The organism is Enterococcus sp. E5-162 (assembly GCF_035725965.1).
Taxonomy (GTDB): Bacteria; Bacillota; Bacilli; order Lactobacillales; family Enterococcaceae; genus Enterococcus_B; species Enterococcus_B lactis.
Map to the genome: position 1 here is coordinate 108,819 of NZ_JAPRFV010000006.1, position 17,253 is coordinate 126,071.

A 17,253-nucleotide genomic window follows, 5' to 3' on the forward strand; every position below is an offset into this window, starting at 1 on the left:
TTTAAGGAAGAGGTTGTGAAAAAGTCGTTTAGTTTCAAGTATTAAGAAAAATTTTGTGAAAATGGCTTTCTACATTTTTGCATAAATTTGGCTTAATACCGAGAAACTGGCTTTTGAACACCGTTTATTTGGAAAAAGGGAATGTGACAAAAATCGTGTCACATTCCTTTTTTTTCTCAAAATAATGTAACTGGAAAATTTTTAGTAGGTAAGCTAAAATTCATTTAAGAAAAAGAATGGGGGGATAATAGATGCTGGAAGAATATTTTCAGGAAGTCGGGTTGACACTCGTTGAATTACCCATTGAATTTTTAGATGATCGGTTGATTTATCGTGGCTATATCAAAGAATTGCCAATGATCAACGCGGAAGGTGAAACTAGAAAAGCGATGCAGAAAAAAATAGCTGGTATATATCAGATGTATCGGGAACAGCTATTGGCAGAATCAGCGGAAGAAGAAAAAGAAAAAACGATGGACTTGTCCATGGATGAGCTGCTTCGTTATTATGATGGCGAAACATTTGACGGATTTTCGCTTCTTAACGAAGAGGAAACAGATTTACCAGGCAGCTGGTAGGAGAACACCGTTTATATGGGAAAAGGGGCTTTGACAAAATCTTTGTCAAAGCCCCTAAAAAGTTCGGCAGTTTTTTGCCGGTGTTCAAGGCACCCTACTTATCATACGGACATTTTTTAGCGGAAAGTCCGATTCAAGTGGTTTTTATTCAGCTGATATTTATAAGATAAGTGAAAGATCCCAGCAATCAGCAACGTAATCGTATAGGCAATTGAATGATCGAAAAAAGAATAGTAATTGACTCCAGCTAACAGGCATAATGCAACCATGTAGCTGATGTGTAAGCGAGCAACCAAACCTTTTGGACCAATTTTGTCAAAATACTGCGCCCATTTTTCCCGTTGACCCCCTATGCTTCGTTTTTTGAACTGAAAAAAAAGGGATAAAATACCGACTCCTAGAAAAGCAGCGATATTCAGAGAAATAAGGTAAATAAAAAAAATCATTAAAATTTCAAACATATTGACACCTTTCTAATTGGATAGAACCTTTACAGTAAAAAGGCAAAAGGCGGGAATAATGTTTCACACGAAACATTATTCGCGGATTTGTCCATCGCCATAAATGATATATTTTGTGGAAGTCAATTCATTTAACCCCATTGGACCACGGGCATGCAACTTTTGAGTAGAGATACCGATCTCTGCACCAAAACCAAATACCGATCCGTCTGTAAAACGAGTGGAGGCATTGACATAGACAGCCGCCGCGTCCACTTCATTCAAGAAACGCTGACTAGCCGAATAGCTATCTGTCACGATTGTTTCTGAATGCTTGGTGTTATGTCGGTTGATATGCGCAATTGCTTCGCTTAAAGAATCGACTACTTTGACGGCAAGGATATAATCCAGATATTCAGTATCCCAATCTGCCTCTTCTGCTAAAGCAGCTGTCTCTAGATATTCTAACGCACGAGCATCCGCACGTAAAGAGACGCCGTGTTCTACCAGTTCTTTTTCAATGGCTGGTAAGAAAAAGGGGGCGATCTCAGAATGGATCAGTAATGTTTCTGCCGCGTTGCAGACAGAAGGACGGGAAGCTTTTGCATTGACAATGATTTTCACTGCCATAGACAACTGTGCTTCTTTATCGATGTATACGTGATTATTTCCTGTACCTGTTTCAATGATAGGTACCGTTGCCTGTTCTTTGACTCGTTGAATCAATTTTGCTCCGCCTCGAGGAATCAGCACATCTAAGTATTCTGTCAATCGCATCAATTGTTCTGCAGTTTCATGAGAAGTATCATCGACAAACTGGATGGCATAAGGAGATTCGCCAGCACTAAGCAATACTTGCTGCAATAGTTGGACCAGTAATTGATTCGAGAAGAATGCTTCTTTGCCACCGCGAAGGATAACGGCATTTCCTGATTTGAACGCTAGACTGGCTGCATCAGTCGTGACATTTGGACGAGATTCGTAAATGATACCGATCACGCCGAGGGGCACGCGCTTTTTGCCGATTCTCAATCCGTCGGTGTTCGTCCACATCTCATCTACTTTTCCAATAGGATCGTCTAACGAAGCAATCTTTTCGATCTCTGCAACCATGGCATTGATTCGCTCAGGTGTCAGTTGTAAGCGGTCTTGCATCGTTTCACTGATATTGTTTTCGACTGCTTTTTCTAAGTCCTTATGATTTGCTTCGATGATTGCCTGTTGATTCTTTTTGATGGTTTTCGCCATCTGAACAAGTAGCTCATTTTTACGGTTTGTAGGCATAAGTGCTAGTTGTTGCGCACTATCTTTTGCCTGTTGCCCTAATTGCATCAAATCAGTCATTTCAAGTCCTCCTTAAATAAAGTACCTACTTCTTTTCCTGCAAGAATATCAAAAATGATTGCCGGATTTTTCCCATTTGCTAGAATCATTGCACTGTTTGCTTCAAATATCCTAGAAGCTGCTTTTAATTTACTTTGCATACCGCCTGTTCCAAAGGTGCTACCTGCACCACCTGCTTGTGCCAGAATCTTTTCATCGATTTTATCGATATAGCGATACATCTGAGCCTCGGGATTTGTAGCCGGATTATCTGAATAAAAACCGTCGATATCAGAAAGAACGATCAAAAGGTCTGCCGCGACAAGTTTTGCCATGATTGCTGACAGCTGATCATTATCACCAAATTTGGTCAGATGATCTAATTCATCTACTGCGACAGTATCGTTTTCGTTCACAATAGGAATCGTATCCATGATCAAAAGCTGTTCCAATGTATTCCTCACATTTTTACGACTTTCAGGGTAATCTACCACATCTCTTGTCACGAGGATTTGTGCTGTCTGCTGATTATATACACTGAATCTTTGATTATAGATATTCATCAATTCGGCTTGGCCAACAGCCGCCGCCGCTTGCTGTTCAGGGATCAAAGTCGGACGTTCTGACAAATGTAATTTATGCATACCGACGCCTACAGCCCCTGATGAGACTAGGATCACTTCCTTTCCACGATTTCTAAGATCGGAAAGGACAAAAGCTAACTGATCGATCGCTGCAAGATTGATGTTTCCATTGGGATAGATCAATGTACTTGTTCCTACTTTGACAATAATTCGTTTTGCATTTTTTATTTCTTTACGCATGTGACACCTCAATCAAATATCCACTCATTAATTTCGTTCTATTCTACTTGTTTTGACGAGTAAAGTCATGTAAAAAATAGTTTTTTTGTACAACTTGCAGTTGTTCGGTAAAAGAACGCGTTAATGGTTGACTTTAGGATAGCAGAATTTCTTGAAGAATTTGTAAAGAGAGTCTTTTATAGCCTCGAATATGTTAGAATAGGAGTAGTTTATTTAGGGAGGAAAACCGGTGAGAAAAAGAGGATTTGAAGTTATTTCTAAATATAAAGAGCAAAATATCAATCTACCGCAGCGCGCTACACATCATGCTGCTGGCTATGATTTTGAAGCAGCAGAAGAGGTCGTGATTCCAAGTATCTGGAAAGCAGGCTGGAAAAAAGGATTGGAAACAATCGCAGATGCATTGAAAAAAGACGTATCAGAAAATGAAAAACAGTTAAAACCGATCCTTGTGCCTACTGGGGTCAAAGCCTACATGGGAGAAGATGAATTTTTGCAGCTTGCTAACCGTTCAAGCAATCCGTTGAAGCGGTTTTTAGTGTTGACGAACGGCGTAGGTGTGATTGACAGTGATTATTACAATAATGAGGCAAATGAAGGACATATCATGTTCCAATTCACCAACTTTGGTTTCAAGGATGTAGTGATCAAGAAAGGTGAGCGTATCGGTCAAGGGATCTTCTTGCCATTTTTAAAAGCAGATCAAGATCAACCGACTGCTCAACGTCAAGGCGGATTTGGTTCTTCCAGTAAATAAAACGATAAAGAAATTTAAGCTTGATTTAATGTCTCATGGTTAGAATAAGAGGAGGCGGTACAATGGCAAAAAAATCAAAAGTACAATTTGTTTGCCAAAATTGCGGGTATGTGTCGCCTAAGTTCTTGGGACGCTGCCCAAATTGCGGAAAATGGAATACGATGGTCGAAGAAATCGAACAAGATACAACAGACCGCAGAATGCGGACAAGTTTGACAGGAGAAAAAGCGAAACCAACAAAAATCGCAGACGTCGTCCCTAAAAAAGAACCTCGGGTCAAAACGAAATTAGAAGAACTGAACCGTGTGCTAGGTGGAGGCGTGGTTCCGGGATCCATGGTCTTGATTGGTGGAGATCCAGGTATTGGTAAATCCACTTTGCTGTTACAAGTTTCTCAACAATTAGCAGCCATAGGCGGGAAAGTCTTGTATGTATCCGGCGAAGAAAGCGCAGAACAGATAAAATTACGCGCGGAGCGCCTCGGAAGTATCAACACAGAATTTTATCTATACGCTGAAACAGATATGAATGAAATCAGTCGTGCCATCGAACATATCTCCCCTGATTATGTTATTATTGATTCCATCCAAACGATGACGCAGCCAGACATCACAAGTGTGGCAGGAAGCGTCAGCCAAGTAAGAGAAACCACTGCAGAATTACTCAAAATCGCTAAAACGAATGGAATTACCATTTTTATCGTCGGTCATGTTACGAAAGAAGGTTCGATCGCCGGTCCAAGAATGTTAGAGCATATGGTGGATACAGTGTTATATTTTGAAGGTGAACAACATCATAGTTTCCGAATTTTACGAGCGGTAAAAAACCGATTTGGCTCAACGAACGAGATTGGGATTTTTGAAATGCATGAGCATGGATTGGAAGAAGTCGCTAACCCTTCACAGATTTTCTTGGAGGAACGCCTAGACGGTGCGACTGGCTCTGCTATCGTTGTAGCAATGGAAGGAACACGCCCAATTTTGGTAGAGATCCAAGCATTAGTCACACCTACTATGTTCGGAAATGCTAAGCGAACAACAACAGGTCTTGATTTCAATCGTGTATCTCTAATCATGGCAGTGCTGGAAAAAAGAGCTGGACTACTTCTTCAGAATCAAGATGCTTACTTAAAAGCTGCAGGTGGGGTAAAATTAAATGAACCAGCGATTGATTTAGCTATCGCTGTCAGTATTGCTTCAAGCTACAAAGAAAAAGGAACACAGCCGACGGAATGTTTCATCGGTGAAATCGGACTGACTGGAGAAATCAGACGTGTCAGTCATATTGAACAACGGGTCAAAGAAGTCCAAAAACTCGGCTTCACAAAAGTTTACCTGCCTAAAAACAACTTAGGCAACTGGGAAGCGCCAAAAGGAATCGAGATCGTTGGAGTAGCAACTTTGGCTGAAACGTTGAAGCGTGTGTTCCACTAAATAATAAATGATTGTCGAAACGGAGGAAAAACGATGCAAAAACGTGTCATTACGTTGCTGATGATCATTGTCGGCGCAAGCTTGGGTATTTCATTTTTACCCTCAGCTTGGCAGGCAATCGGTCAACAGTCAAATGGGTGGCTGAATAATACATTTACCAACAGTTTGTTAGGCGCACTTATTTTCTTTTTATTATCTTTGCTGTTGGCCAAACATATCTCAGCTATTATCAAACAAGTAGAACAAAAACTAAGCGAGGTCAGCTTGACTTATCTTCTCTTCGGTGCGATCGGTGCGATCATCGGATTGACTTTAGGCGTTGTGATCTCAACCCCTCTTTACAATATGGAAATTCCATTCGTCAATAGTGTATTGCCGATTTTACTGATGATCATCTTAGGTTATTTGGGATTGAGAATGGGAACGACACGAATCGAAGAATGGAAGAAAGTCTTTGGTTCACGAAGCAAAAAAATCGAGCAAGAAACAGCTAGCCAAGTGGAGAGCCAACTGTTAGAACGAAAATCAGGAGAAAATTTCCATAAATATAAAATCTTGGATACAAGTGTGATTATTGATGGTCGGATTTATGATATTACAAAGACTGGATTTTTAGAAGGAACCTTGATGATCCCTAATTTTGTTCTTTACGAACTACAATACATCGCGGACTCAGGGGATAGTTTGAAACGTGTGCGTGGTCGTCGCGGATTAGATATCCTAAATGCTTTGCAAAAAGAAGAAGGTATATCTGTCGAAATGTACGATGGAGACTTTGAAGATATCAGCGAAGTAGACAGCAAGTTGATCAAATTAGCCAAGCTTTTAGACGGTGTCATCGTAACCAATGACTATAACTTGAATAAAGTCTCTGAATTCCAAAATGTACCTGTTCTTAATATCAATGCGTTGGCAAATGCCGTGAAACCAGTCGTCATTCCTGGCGAAACGATGAATGTTCTAGTAGTAAAAGCCGGAACAGAACGCCAACAAGGGGTAGCCTATCTTGATGATGGCACGATGGTTGTAGTAGAAGATGGACAGCATTACATGAATGAACGTATCGAAGTTGTTGTGACAAGCGCTCTTCAAACAGCTGCTGGACGCATGATCTTTGCTAAACCTGCCCATGCAGGACGAGGGATCGACAATAAAAAAGAGACAGAGAAAAAGACAAAACAATCAAAATAAAAAAGAAATTCAGCCAACTGGTAAGGAAATTCAACCAGTTGGCTTTACTATTTACCTTAGAAAAGGTAAAATTTGTGCTGAGTGGCTTTAAATAAATGATATTTGAGAAGCCGTAACTGACGGAATTTTTACTGTTAGTCAAAGTCTAGTTTGAAAGAAGAGGAAGAAAATGACGAAAGTACGCGTACGCTATGCACCAAGTCCAACTGGGCATCTGCATATTGGAAATGCAAGAACTGCATTGTTCAATTATTTGTTTGCCCGCCACAATGATGGAGACTTTATTATTCGTATTGAGGATACTGACCAAAAACGTAATATCGAAGATGGCGAAAAAAGCCAGTTGGAAAACCTTGCTTGGTTGGGAATGGATTGGGATGAATCTCCTGAAAATCCTGGAGAATACGGCCCTTACCGTCAATCTGAACGTAAAGAAATCTATCAACCGCTGATTGATCAGCTGCTTGCTAGCAATCGAGCATACAAATGCTATTGCACAGAAGAAGAATTAGAAGCAGAACGGGAAGCACAACGCGCAAGAGGAGAAATGCCTCATTACGCAGGAACATGTGCGAACTTGACACCTGAAGAACAAGCAGAAAAAGAAGCACAAGGTCTAGAATCTGTTGTACGTTTCCGTGTGCCTCGCAATACAGAATACGCATTTACAGATATGGTAAAAGGCGCTATTTCGTTCGAATCCGATAATATCGGCGGCGACTTTGTCATCCAAAAACGCGATGGTATGCCAACCTATAACTTTGCTGTTGCGGTCGATGACCATTTGATGAAAATCACTCACGTTTTACGTGGAGATGACCATATTGCCAATACACCAAAACAACTGATGATCTATGAAGCATTTGGCTGGACGCCACCAACATTCGGACATATGACGTTGATCATCAACAGTGAAACAGGCAAAAAACTAAGCAAACGTGACGAATCAATCTTACAATTTATCGAACAATATCGCGAATTAGGTTATCTACCAGATGCAATGTTCAACTTTATTGCATTATTGGGCTGGTCACCTGTGGGCGAAGACGAAATCTTCGAACACCAAGAATTGATCAAAATGTTCGATCCAAAACGCCTAAGTAAATCACCCGCAGCTTTCGATGCGAAAAAACTGCAATGGGTAAACAACCATTACATCAAAGCAATGGATCTAGATGCATTTACTGACATGTGTCTGCCTTATCTAATCGCTGACGGACGTGTAGCAGAAAACCCAGATGAAAAGACAATCGAATGGGTGAAGAAGATCGTTAGCCTGTATCAACCTCAAATGAGCTATGCTGCAGAAATCGTTGATCTGTCTACGCTATTTTTCAATGAACATCCAGTATTGAATGAAGCAGCAAAAGAAGTACTTGCTGGTGAAACAGTTCCTACTGTTCTCCACGCATTTAAAGCACAGCTAGAACAAATGGAAGTAGTAGATGCTCCAACTGTAAAAGCTGCCATCAAAGCTGTTCAAAAAGAAACTGGCGTAAAAGGGAAAAATCTTTTCATGCCGATCCGTGTAGCTGTATCAGGACAAATGCATGGCCCAGAATTGCCTGAAACGATCGAATTGCTTGGTCGTGAAAAATCATTAGCACATTTAAATCAAGTACTGAACTAAACACGATGAACAGAAAAAAGTAAGCAGCTGATCATTACAAGAGAGATGCCGGGTGGTGCAAGGCGTCAATGAATAGTTGCCGAAATGCCTCTGGGAGTGGTCTTGGCGAAAACACAGAAAACAGGAAAAACTGTTTTACAGGAAACGAAGTAGCCAAGAACGTATAACAGGCGTTAGCTGTTAGAGATAATCGTTGATTATGAAGAAAAGTGGAACCACGCGGAAAGCGTCTTTTGATAAGGAAACTTATTTAAAAGGCGCTTCTTTTCTTTATAAGCTGTTTTCCTACATAAAATACTTACGAAAGGAGTGGAAAGTCATGAGTTGGTTTGCCCGAGCGATTGATGCAGCAAAGAGAAACGATCCGGCTGCACGTTCGACAGCGGAGATCGTTTTGACCTATCCCGGTTTTCATGCCTTGTTTTGGCATCGTTTCTCTCATTTTTTATATCAGCATCGGCTCTTTTTATTGGCGAAGATCAATGCTCAATTTTGGCGTTTCCTGACAGGTGTTGAAATCCATCCAGGAGCAACGATTGGAACAGGTGTGTTCATCGACCATGGAATGGGGATCGTCATTGGCGAAACCGCAGAAATCGAGGATGATGTGATTTTGTTCCATGGCGTAACATTAGGCGGTACGGGAAAAGAAACAGGTAAAAGACACCCAACGGTCAAACAAGGAGCCATGCTCTCTGCGAATGCGCAGATATTAGGACCGGTAACGATCGGAAAAAACGCAAAAATCGGCGCAGGTGCCGTTGTGTTGAAAGATGTTCCAGACGACGCTACAGCAGTAGGAGTACCAGCAAAAGTCGTTCGAATCAAAGGAGAAAAAGTGAGGAGATCAGAATGATAAAAATCTACAATACATTGACCAGAAAAAAAGAAGAATTCATCCCTATACAAAAGGGACATGTCGGTATGTATGTCTGCGGACCGACTGTGTATAATTATATCCATATTGGAAATGCTCGTAGCACCATTGCTTTCGATACGATTCGACGCTATTTTGAATATCGAGGCTATAAAGTCGATTTCGTATCGAATTTCACGGATGTAGACGATAAAATCATCCGTACAGCAAACGAATTAGGCATCACAGCACCAGAAGTCGCTGATCGTTTCATCCGAGCATTTGAAGAAGATACGAAAGCGTTGAATGTCGAGCCTGCTACACTGCATCCAAGAGTCATGGACCATATGCCAGATATTTTAGCATTTATTCAAGTGTTGGTTGAAAAAGGCTATGCTTATGAATCTTCAGGTGATGTGTATTACCGTACCCGTAAATTTGAAAACTATGGGAAATTAAGTGACCAATCCATCGATGAATTGGAAGTCGGCGCAAGTCAGCGTACTGGTGAAGAACAGCAGCAAAAAGAAGACCCATTAGATTTTGCTTTATGGAAACAAGCAAAACCAGGCGAGATTTCTTGGGATTCACCATGGGGCAAAGGGCGTCCCGGTTGGCACATCGAATGTTCCGTCATGGCGACAAAACATTTAGGCGAAACGATCGATATCCATGGTGGTGGGCAAGATTTGGAATTTCCTCATCACGAAAATGAAATCGCACAAAGTGAAGCGAAAACAGGGAAAAAATTCGCTAATTACTGGATGCACAATGGCTATGTAACGATTGGCGAAGACGATGAAAAAATGAGTAAATCTCTAGGGAATTTCATCACTGTACATGAAATGATCCAAAACGTTGATCCACAAGTCTTGCGTTTCTTCATGGCGACCACACAATACCGTCGTCCGATCCGTTACAGTGAAACGACGATGAAAGAAGCAGCCACCAATTTACAACGACTGAAGAATACGTTTGACAATTTGAAATTCCGCCAAGAAACTGCCTCAGAGAATTTGGCAGATGATGCGGATAAAATCACTTTGTTAGAAAATTTGGAACAGCGATTCATCGAAGAAATGGATGATGATTTTAATGCAGCAAATGGGATCACAGTGGTCTATGAGCTTGCTAAATGGCTGAACACTTATCTAGACCAAGCGGAAGTTTCTGCCGCTGTCTTGGCACAGGGAGAAGCTTTATTCTCGCAATGGCTTTCGATCTTCGGTATTTTATTTACAGCAGAAGAATTATTGGATGAAGAGATTGAACAATTGATCGAAGAACGAAATCAAGCAAGAAGCAATCGTGATTTTGCCCGAAGCGACGAAATCCGTGATTTGTTGAAAGAAAAAGGGATCTTATTAGAAGATACACCCCAAGGAACCCGATGGAGAAGAGAAGCATGAGAGATTACACACAATTGAACGGTTTAGCCCTGGCTTACGTGGGTGATGCGATTTACGAAATCTATGTTCGTGACCACCTGATCAATCAAGGAGAAACAAAACCCAATAAGTTGCATCGTGCGGCAACGAATTATGTTTCTGCAAATGCACAAGCTTTTTTGATTCAGCAAATGCTGGAGGAACATCTTTTGACAGAAGAAGAAGAGCTTTATTATCGCAGAGGAAGAAATGCCAAAAGCCATACGAGTGCAAAAAATGCTGATGTTACGACTTACCGGGTCGCAACAGGATTCGAAGCACTGATGGGCTATCTGCATTTGACAAAACAAACCGAGCGGATGGAAGAATTGATCCGCTGGTGTATTCAGAAAGTTGGTGAAAAAAATGGGTAAAGAAAGAACAAACAAACATCAATCGAAACGTGGATTTGAAGACAAAAAACAAAATAGATATCCAAATAAAAAGCAAACTGGACGAAATCAGTCAGTTTCTGATCAAAATGAAGAAGCATTAGAAGATAATTTCGTCTTTGGACACCACGCCGCAGTAGAAGCGCTACAACAAGGGCGAGGGAATAAACTCTTTCTTCAAGAAGATTCACGAGGAGAAAAAGTAGAAGAACTGAAAGAAATCGCACGTGAGCAAGCTGTACCGGTCAAATGGGTCCCTAAACAAAAGTTAGAAACTTTGAGCGATCATGGCGTGCATCAAGGAGTCGTTCTTGCGATTACACCTTATGAATATTTATCCCTTGACCAACTGATTGAACGAACAAAAGAGAAAAAAGAAGCCCCCTTCTTTTTGATTTTGGATAGCATCGAAGATCCACACAATTTTGGGTCGATTTTACGGACAGCAGACGCAAGTGGCGTCGATGGTGTGATCATACCAAAACACCGAGCAGTTGGAATCACGCCTATCGTAACAAAGACTTCCACTGGTGCAGTGGAATATGTGCCTGTTGCACGTGTGACGAATTTGGTACAAGCTGTGCAACAGCTCAAAGAGACAGGATTTTGGGTATTTGGCACAGATATGACCGGCACAAACTTCCAAAAATGGAATGCCAAAGGATCCATTGCTTTAGTCATTGGTAATGAAGGCAAAGGAATGAGTCCAGGATTGAAAAAAGAAATGGATGAATTACTGACGATTCCAATGACTGGGCACGTCCAAAGTTTAAATGCCAGTGTTGCCGCTGGATTGCTGATGTATCAGGCTTTTTCCCAACGTCAGGGGGAGTAGGTCATGAAAAAACAGCTGTTGATTGTAGATGGCTACAACATGATCGGTTCGTGGCCGGAACTGGTCCAGCTTAAAAAGCAGGACAAAATGGCAGATGCAAGAGAAGCTCTTTTGCATCGTTTATCAAATTATGCGAAATATGAAGGACTGGAAGTCATCGTTGTCTTCGATGCTCAATTAGTACCAGGCATCCAGCAAAATTATAGGAAATATCAGTTGGATGTTGTTTTTACGAAAGAAGATGAAACGGCTGACAGTTATATCGAAAGAATCGCTGGGCAGCTGAATGATCGTTTGACACAAGTAACAGTGGCGACAAGCGATCTAGCAGAACAGTGGATGATTTTTTCTCAGGGGGCGTTGCGGACTTCTGCTTATGAATTATATAAAACGATTAAAAAAACGGAAAAAACAATAGCCCAAGAAAATAAAGATATGCATTTTGTTGATTTCCGACGTAATTCTCCGTGGAATGAAGAGCAGTTAAAAAAATTGTCCCAAAAATTGGACGATTTAATGAGAAAAAATAAATAACATATCGTTCTAATCAGTTCGATGAATCATTGATGATAAGATTCCTCCATAAACGAATTTATGGAGGAATTATTTTATGTCTGAGGAGTTATTGCGCGCTGCACGTAATGGTGACGAAGAAGCATTTGCTGCCCTGTATCAAAAATATTTTCCACTCTTACTACGTTTGAAAAACACTTATTATTTAAGAAATTATGTTACTGAGGATTGGGAACAAGAAGCGAGGATCGCTTTATATCAGGCATTGAGAACTTACGAAAAAAGCAAAGGAGTTAGCTTTGGAAGTTATTATAAAAGTATTATAAGCAATCAAATTTATTCTTTATTGAGAAAACAGAACGCGCTGAAGCGCCGTGACCAAAAAGATGAAGTCTCGATCGACCAAAAAATAGAGACAGAAGGACCAGATTTTTTAGCAGAGATTACCTTGCAGGAACCTTTAGCGATTCAGCATCTTTTGTTAAAAGAAGCAATCGAAAATTGCGAGATCCGATTTTCAAAAAAAGAAGCACAAATTTTTCATTATTACATGCAAGGGGTTGATTTTGCGGAGATGGCTGAATGGTTGTCAATGGATCACAAGCAAGTGATGAGTGCATATGGAAGGGTAAAACTCAAAATAAAAAAACACTTGAAATTTTATAATGAGGAATAATTTAGAAAAATCTTAATGAGCTTCTTATTTATTTTTATTGCATTTCTTTTTTTTTTATGGTAAACTTGAAAATTTTAAAAATATGTGGTATAGTTGGTAGTAGAGGTGAACTGTATGCCAACAACTTTAGCTTCAATCAAGAAAGATTTAGAAGGTCGTATCGGCAGCCCAATCATGTTGGTTGCTCAGACAGGAAGAAAGCGTCAAACAGAACGCCGCGGCGTTTTAACAGAAACCTATCCTTCAGTATTCGTTGTTGACTTGGATCCTGAAGAAAATTCTTTTGAACGAGTATCTTACAGCTATTCAGATGTACTTACTCGAACAGTTGAGATCGAATTTTTAACTGAAGCAGTTTAAAAAGCAAACGAGCCTGAGATTCGTAAGGTTCGTTTGCTTTTTTGTGTATGAATCGGTATGCTAATAATAAAAAAGTAGGAGGCGTTTACTTAGTGGAATATCAGGTAAAGAAATTTGAAGAATTGTCGACAGCAGAGTTTTATGCAATCGTCAAAGAACGGATTGCAGTCTTTGTTGTGGAGCAACAGTGCCCTTATCAAGAAGTTGATGATATCGATGGACAAGCTTGGCATACGTATTTCCAAGATACTGATGGGAAGATCCTTGCCTACACGCGGGTATATGAAGAAGCAGACAGCATCCATTTTGGTCGCGTTCTTGTTCATCAAAATAACCGTAAAGACGGCTTAGGAAGAAAGATTGTCCAAGAAACGATCAACATGATCCAGAAAAAATTTCCAGAAAAACCAATTGTGATCGGTGCACAAGAATATCTACAGGCCTTTTATGAGTCTTTTGGATTCAAGGCAATCTCAGATGTGTATTTGGAAGATGATATTCCGCATATCGACATGAAAAAAGAACAGGTAACAAGTTAAGAATCTAAAAAAAGAAAGCCGACACTGAAAATCGGCTTTCTTTTTTTAGATTCTTCATTATTTAGAAGTATCTGAAAGATTTGTTTGCTCTACCGGATGCGTATTGTCTTCTGCCACTTGTTTGGCAAGAAGATCGCGTATGTCACTAAGATAATCTTCTGCAGTAGGTGCTTCTTCCACTTCTTCTTCTGCTTCTTTGGCGCGTAAATTCTTCGCACGGTTTGCCGCTTTGACAACTAAGAATAAGACAAAACCAGTAATCAGGAATGTAATGATAGCACTAATAACGTTACCAAACGCAAATGTGACACCTTTTGTCGGCGACCAGTCAAGAATTGAAAGTGCTCCTTCTAAATCAGAAGTTCCTGTGATCATAGCGACAATCCAACCAATTAGCGGAGTGATTAATCCTTGCACCACTTGGTTTACGATACTTGTAAACGCACTCCCGATAACAACACCGACAGCAAGATCCAAGACATCTCCACGCATGATGAACTCTCTGAATTCTTTTATCATGAATGACCCTCCCTTCTTTTGTATGTCTTTAGTATATCGAAAAATAAAAAATAAAAAAACGATATACGCTTTTAGCTGTCTGTCCCTTTTGATAAAAAACTTCTATGCTATACTATAAAGTGTAACATCATTTAGAAAAATCGGCGAATTGTCTGAACTTATATATATTTCAAGCAGATGCATAAGTAAAAAAGGCCGATTGTCCTACTAAAAGAGTAAGGGGCAATCATCTATGAAAAGGAGCATATAAATATGGTGTATCAATTGGCAGAAGGCGTGAATCTTCATGTCTTACCAACAAAACAATACAAAACGATTCGGATTTTTATCCGTTTTACGGCACGTCTGCAACAAGAAGTCATTACAAAACGTTCACTACTCAGCAGTATGTTGGAAACAAATAGTTTGAATTATCCGGATCAGACAAAGTTAAGTGCGAAACTTGCTGAGCTTTATGGTGCAAGCTTCGGACTATCAGTAAGAAAAAAAGGGAACTTGCATTGGCTAAACGCAGGAATCAGCTTTGTGAACGGCGAATATGTCAATGATCCTAACCTTTTCTCTCAAGCGGTGGATTTTTTAAAAGAGGTTTTATTTTATCCAAATATCAAAAATCAACAGTTTGATCAGTTGACGTTTGACTTGGAAAAGAACAATCTGCGTCTCTATTTGGAAAGTTTGAAGGAAGATAAACAAACTTTTGCTTCCTATGCACTGCAAGAACTTTATTTTGAAAACAGCCCGGAACAAAAAATCCCAAGTTTAGGCGTAGTGGAAGAACTAGACAAAATCACTGCTCGCTCACTAGCGGCTTACTATCAAGAAATGATGGCGAACGATCAAATTGACATTTTTGTTGTCGGCGATGTTGATCCGGACAAAGCAGCCGAAGCTGTTGGGCAATTACCATTTGAGCCGCGTGAAACAGCTCATCCAGAATTGTTTTATACTCAGCCTCAAGTGAATATCGTCAAGGAACGACAAGTCCGTGAGCCAATCGTTCAAGCAAAGCTGAATCTAGCTTATCAGACAAATGTGTATTATGATGAGCCAGAACGTTTTGCGCTAATGGTCTTCAACGGTTTATTTGGCGGGTTTCCTCACTCCAAACTGTTCATGAATGTGAGAGAGAAAGAAAGTCTAGCTTATTATGCCTCTAGCAGCGTGGATACATTCCGAGGGTTCATGAGTGTCCAGACTGGTATCGACGAAAAAAACCGAAATCAAGTACTTCGCCTGATTCACGAGCAATTAGAAAGTTTGCGAAACGGTGAAATAACAGATTTGGAACTAGCTCAGACAAAAGCGATGCTAAGAAACCAATACCTGCTTTCTCTAGACTCTCCGCAAGCGGCAATCGAAGCTTCTTTTTTGGACAGCTGGCTGCCGGAAACAAAATTATCTGATGAAGAATGGTTGAAACGTATGGAGAGTGTAACGATCAAAGAGATACAACAAGTAGCTGAGCAAATCGAATTGCAAGCAATCTTCTTTTTAGCAGGAGGAAATGCAAATGAATAAAACAGAATATGAGCAAATCAATGAAACGCTTTATCATGAAGTACTGCCAAACGGTTTGACCGTGTATTTGTTACCTAAAAACGACTATCACAAGACATATGGTTTGTTCAGTACGAATTATGGTTCGATCGATAACGAATTTATTCCTTATGGTGAAAAAGAAAAAGTGAAAGTCCCAGATGGCATCGCTCATTTCTTAGAACACAAGCTGTTTGAAAAAGAAGACGGTGATGTCTTTCAATTATTTGGACAGCAAGGTGCTTCCGCTAATGCTTTCACGAGTTTCACGAAAACTAGTTACCTGTTCTCTACGACTGATCAGGTAGAAAAGAATCTGACGACCCTGATCGACTTTGTACAAGCACCTTACTTTACAGAAGAAACTGTAAACAAGGAGAAAGGAATCATTGGTCAGGAAATCCAAATGTATGAAGACGACCCTAACTGGCGGATGTTTTTTGGTATCCTAAATAACTTGTATCCTACACACCCGTTGCATATCGATATTGCGGGCACGGTTGAAAGTATCGACAAAATCACAGCTCAAGATTTGTATACGTGCTATCGGACGTTTTATCAGCCAAGCAATATGGTTTTATTTGTAGTTGGTAAGATGGAGCCTGAGAAATTGATGAAACTTATTCGGGAAAACCAAGAAGAAAAAAATTTCCCGCCAAAGCAAGAAATTGTACGTTATTTCCCAGAAAACACAAAAGAAATCATCAAACAAAGTGCATTGGAAGCAGCCATTACACGAAATAAATTTGTACTTGGTATTAAAGGATTAGACACATTGCCGCAAGAAGGAACAGAACTACTACGTTATAAAACAGCTATTAATCTGTTGTTCCAAATGATTTTAGGTAATACTTCTCGAAACTATTTAGCTATGTACAATCAAGGAATTATCGATGACAGCTTTGGTTTTGAATTCAGCTTGGATCGTGAATTTCACTTTGCGGACTTCAGCGGAGATACGGATGAACCAGAGAAAGCAGCAGAAAAAATCAAAGAAATCATTCTTGGATTCGCTGATGATCCTGAAGTGTCAGAAATGAATCTCGATTTGCTGAAGAAGAAAATGCTTGGACAGTATTTCCAATCATTGAATTCAATCGAATATATTGCTAATCAATTTACGCAAAGTTTATTTGGTGATCGAACATTATTTGATCTTCCTGAAATCATCGATTCGATCCAAATGAAAGACGTACTGGTAGCTGGAGAAGCATTTATAAGTGAAGAGGCCTTCAGTGAGTTTTATATGAGACCAAAATAAACCAGTGTTTTATGGAGAAAAGTCTTAAATTTCGTTTTAGACTTGTAGCAAGAACCTCCTCCAAAACCAGCTTTTATGGTATTCTTAGATGTGTTGGAAATATTAATGAGAAAATAAAACAAATCATGCTCTCTTTTAATCAACTTATATTAAAATAAAA

General features: G+C 40.0%; 19 protein-coding genes and 1 other annotated feature. Of the genes, 15 read left to right on the forward strand and 4 right to left on the reverse strand.

Features of this window, described 5'->3' with window-relative positions; genetic code table 11:
* The first annotated feature begins 251 nt into the window (after window positions 1-251).
* Window positions 252-578: a hypothetical protein gene (locus OZZ83_RS07730; RefSeq protein WP_002344832.1), complete on the forward strand. Its 327-nt coding sequence runs from the start codon at window positions 252-254 to the stop codon at window positions 576-578.
* A 116-nt stretch (window positions 579-694) separates the two neighbouring features.
* Here OZZ83_RS07730 and OZZ83_RS07735 read toward each other — a convergent pair whose 3' ends face one another.
* From OZZ83_RS07735 to proB, 3 genes are all read right to left on the reverse strand, one after another.
* Entirely contained in the window at window positions 695-1,039 is a 345-nt protein-coding gene (locus OZZ83_RS07735) for a hypothetical protein (protein WP_002310463.1), read from the reverse strand.
* Between the two features lie 75 nt (window positions 1,040-1,114).
* Complete coding sequence (locus tag OZZ83_RS07740) at window positions 1,115-2,362, reverse strand: glutamate-5-semialdehyde dehydrogenase (RefSeq protein ID WP_002310461.1); 1,248 nt, start codon at window positions 2,360-2,362, stop codon at window positions 1,115-1,117.
* Window positions 2,359-3,165: a glutamate 5-kinase gene (gene proB, locus OZZ83_RS07745; protein WP_002344833.1), complete on the reverse strand. Its 807-nt coding sequence runs from the start codon at window positions 3,163-3,165 to the stop codon at window positions 2,359-2,361. The genes OZZ83_RS07740 and proB overlap by 4 nt, the downstream gene beginning before the upstream one ends.
* Window positions 3,166-3,394: 229 nt before the next feature.
* On the opposite strand from proB, the gene OZZ83_RS07750 reads away from it, so the two are divergent.
* The 12 genes from OZZ83_RS07750 (at window position 3,395) to OZZ83_RS07805 (ending at window position 13,774) form a co-directional block, all read left to right on the forward strand.
* Entirely contained in the window at window positions 3,395-3,922 is a 528-nt protein-coding gene (locus OZZ83_RS07750) for a dUTP diphosphatase (protein ID WP_002345653.1), read from the forward strand.
* Between the two features lie 62 nt (window positions 3,923-3,984).
* Entirely contained in the window at window positions 3,985-5,355 is a 1,371-nt protein-coding gene (radA, locus tag OZZ83_RS07755) for a DNA repair protein RadA (RefSeq protein ID WP_325066039.1), read from the forward strand.
* 33 nt (window positions 5,356-5,388) lie between these two features.
* The gene (locus OZZ83_RS07760) at window positions 5,389-6,546 is read left to right on the forward strand and encodes a PIN/TRAM domain-containing protein (RefSeq protein WP_002287448.1); all 1,158 of its coding nucleotides are present in this window, start codon (window positions 5,389-5,391) and stop codon (window positions 6,544-6,546) included.
* 169 nt (window positions 6,547-6,715) lie between these two features.
* Window positions 6,716-8,176 carry a glutamate--tRNA ligase gene (gene gltX, locus OZZ83_RS07765; protein WP_002293095.1) on the forward strand — a complete coding sequence of 487 codons (1,461 nt, stop codon included), beginning with the start codon at window positions 6,716-6,718 and terminating at the stop codon, window positions 8,174-8,176.
* Window positions 8,173-8,413: a binding site (T-box leader), on the forward strand. Its footprint overlaps the gene before it by 4 nt.
* An 82-nt stretch (window positions 8,414-8,495) precedes the next feature.
* Window positions 8,496-9,032, forward strand: coding sequence for a serine O-acetyltransferase EpsC (epsC, locus tag OZZ83_RS07770; RefSeq protein ID WP_002293094.1), 537 nt, complete (start codon window positions 8,496-8,498; stop codon window positions 9,030-9,032).
* Complete coding sequence (gene cysS, locus OZZ83_RS07775; protein WP_002310455.1) at window positions 9,029-10,441, forward strand: cysteine--tRNA ligase; 1,413 nt, start codon at window positions 9,029-9,031, stop codon at window positions 10,439-10,441. Before epsC ends, cysS begins: the two co-directional genes overlap by 4 nt.
* Window positions 10,438-10,833 carry a Mini-ribonuclease 3 gene (locus tag OZZ83_RS07780; RefSeq protein WP_002316867.1) on the forward strand — a complete coding sequence of 132 codons (396 nt, stop codon included), beginning with the start codon at window positions 10,438-10,440 and terminating at the stop codon, window positions 10,831-10,833. The genes cysS and OZZ83_RS07780 overlap by 4 nt, the downstream gene beginning before the upstream one ends.
* A complete protein-coding gene (gene rlmB, locus OZZ83_RS07785; protein ID WP_278023590.1) occupies window positions 10,826-11,686 on the forward strand; it encodes a 23S rRNA (guanosine(2251)-2'-O)-methyltransferase RlmB in 861 nt (286 codons plus the stop codon). The genes OZZ83_RS07780 and rlmB overlap by 8 nt, the downstream gene beginning before the upstream one ends.
* Window positions 11,687-11,689: 3 nt before the next feature.
* Entirely contained in the window at window positions 11,690-12,220 is a 531-nt protein-coding gene (locus OZZ83_RS07790; protein ID WP_002293089.1) for an NYN domain-containing protein, read from the forward strand.
* A gap of 76 nt (window positions 12,221-12,296) precedes the next feature.
* Window positions 12,297-12,875: a sigma-70 family RNA polymerase sigma factor gene (locus OZZ83_RS07795; protein ID WP_002310450.1), complete on the forward strand. Its 579-nt coding sequence runs from the start codon at window positions 12,297-12,299 to the stop codon at window positions 12,873-12,875.
* 114 nt (window positions 12,876-12,989) lie between these two features.
* The gene (locus tag OZZ83_RS07800; RefSeq protein WP_002287434.1) at window positions 12,990-13,235 is read left to right on the forward strand and encodes a Veg family protein; all 246 of its coding nucleotides are present in this window, start codon (window positions 12,990-12,992) and stop codon (window positions 13,233-13,235) included.
* A gap of 92 nt (window positions 13,236-13,327) precedes the next feature.
* On the forward strand, window positions 13,328-13,774 hold the full coding sequence (locus tag OZZ83_RS07805) for a GNAT family N-acetyltransferase (RefSeq protein WP_065772554.1): 447 nt from the start codon (window positions 13,328-13,330) through the stop codon (window positions 13,772-13,774).
* A gap of 57 nt (window positions 13,775-13,831) precedes the next feature.
* Here OZZ83_RS07805 and mscL read toward each other — a convergent pair whose 3' ends face one another.
* Window positions 13,832-14,293, reverse strand: coding sequence for a large conductance mechanosensitive channel protein MscL (gene mscL, locus OZZ83_RS07810; protein ID WP_002310448.1), 462 nt, complete (start codon window positions 14,291-14,293; stop codon window positions 13,832-13,834).
* A 252-nt stretch (window positions 14,294-14,545) separates the two neighbouring features.
* Here mscL and yfmF point away from each other — a divergent pair, with 252 nt between their 5' ends.
* The gene (yfmF, locus tag OZZ83_RS07815) at window positions 14,546-15,814 is read left to right on the forward strand and encodes an EF-P 5-aminopentanol modification-associated protein YfmF (RefSeq protein ID WP_002310447.1); all 1,269 of its coding nucleotides are present in this window, start codon (window positions 14,546-14,548) and stop codon (window positions 15,812-15,814) included.
* Window positions 15,807-17,093 (forward strand): EF-P 5-aminopentanol modification-associated protein YfmH, encoded by a 1,287-nt coding sequence (gene yfmH, locus OZZ83_RS07820; RefSeq protein WP_002320446.1) that lies wholly within the window; start codon window positions 15,807-15,809, stop codon window positions 17,091-17,093. The genes yfmF and yfmH overlap by 8 nt, the downstream gene beginning before the upstream one ends.
* Window positions 17,094-17,253: the final 160 nt, after the last annotated feature.

Bases quoted from the DNA above. Each gene is read 5' to 3' on its own strand.
- epsC (WP_002293094.1), top strand. From the start codon at position 8,496: ATGAGTTGGTTTGCCCGAGCGATTGATGCAGCAAAGAGAAACGATCCG.
- yfmF (WP_002310447.1), top strand. From the start codon at position 14,546: ATGGTGTATCAATTGGCAGAAGGCGTGAATCTTCATGTCTTACCAACA.
- mscL (WP_002310448.1), bottom strand. From the start codon at position 14,293: ATGATAAAAGAATTCAGAGAGTTCATCATGCGTGGAGATGTCTTGGAT.
- OZZ83_RS07735 (WP_002310463.1), bottom strand. From the start codon at position 1,039: ATGTTTGAAATTTTAATGATTTTTTTTATTTACCTTATTTCTCTGAAT.
- proB (WP_002344833.1), bottom strand. From the start codon at position 3,165: ATGCGTAAAGAAATAAAAAATGCAAAACGAATTATTGTCAAAGTAGGA.
- gltX (WP_002293095.1), top strand. From the start codon at position 6,716: ATGACGAAAGTACGCGTACGCTATGCACCAAGTCCAACTGGGCATCTG.
- OZZ83_RS07740 (WP_002310461.1), bottom strand. From the start codon at position 2,362: ATGACTGATTTGATGCAATTAGGGCAACAGGCAAAAGATAGTGCGCAA.
- OZZ83_RS07800 (WP_002287434.1), top strand. From the start codon at position 12,990: ATGCCAACAACTTTAGCTTCAATCAAGAAAGATTTAGAAGGTCGTATC.
- OZZ83_RS07760 (WP_002287448.1), top strand. From the start codon at position 5,389: ATGCAAAAACGTGTCATTACGTTGCTGATGATCATTGTCGGCGCAAGC.
- radA (WP_325066039.1), top strand. From the start codon at position 3,985: ATGGCAAAAAAATCAAAAGTACAATTTGTTTGCCAAAATTGCGGGTAT.
- OZZ83_RS07795 (WP_002310450.1), top strand. From the start codon at position 12,297: ATGTCTGAGGAGTTATTGCGCGCTGCACGTAATGGTGACGAAGAAGCA.
- rlmB (WP_278023590.1), top strand. From the start codon at position 10,826: ATGGGTAAAGAAAGAACAAACAAACATCAATCGAAACGTGGATTTGAA.
- cysS (WP_002310455.1), top strand. From the start codon at position 9,029: ATGATAAAAATCTACAATACATTGACCAGAAAAAAAGAAGAATTCATC.
- yfmH (WP_002320446.1), top strand. From the start codon at position 15,807: ATGAATAAAACAGAATATGAGCAAATCAATGAAACGCTTTATCATGAA.
- OZZ83_RS07730 (WP_002344832.1), top strand. From the start codon at position 252: ATGCTGGAAGAATATTTTCAGGAAGTCGGGTTGACACTCGTTGAATTA.
- OZZ83_RS07780 (WP_002316867.1), top strand. From the start codon at position 10,438: ATGAGAGATTACACACAATTGAACGGTTTAGCCCTGGCTTACGTGGGT.
- OZZ83_RS07790 (WP_002293089.1), top strand. From the start codon at position 11,690: ATGAAAAAACAGCTGTTGATTGTAGATGGCTACAACATGATCGGTTCG.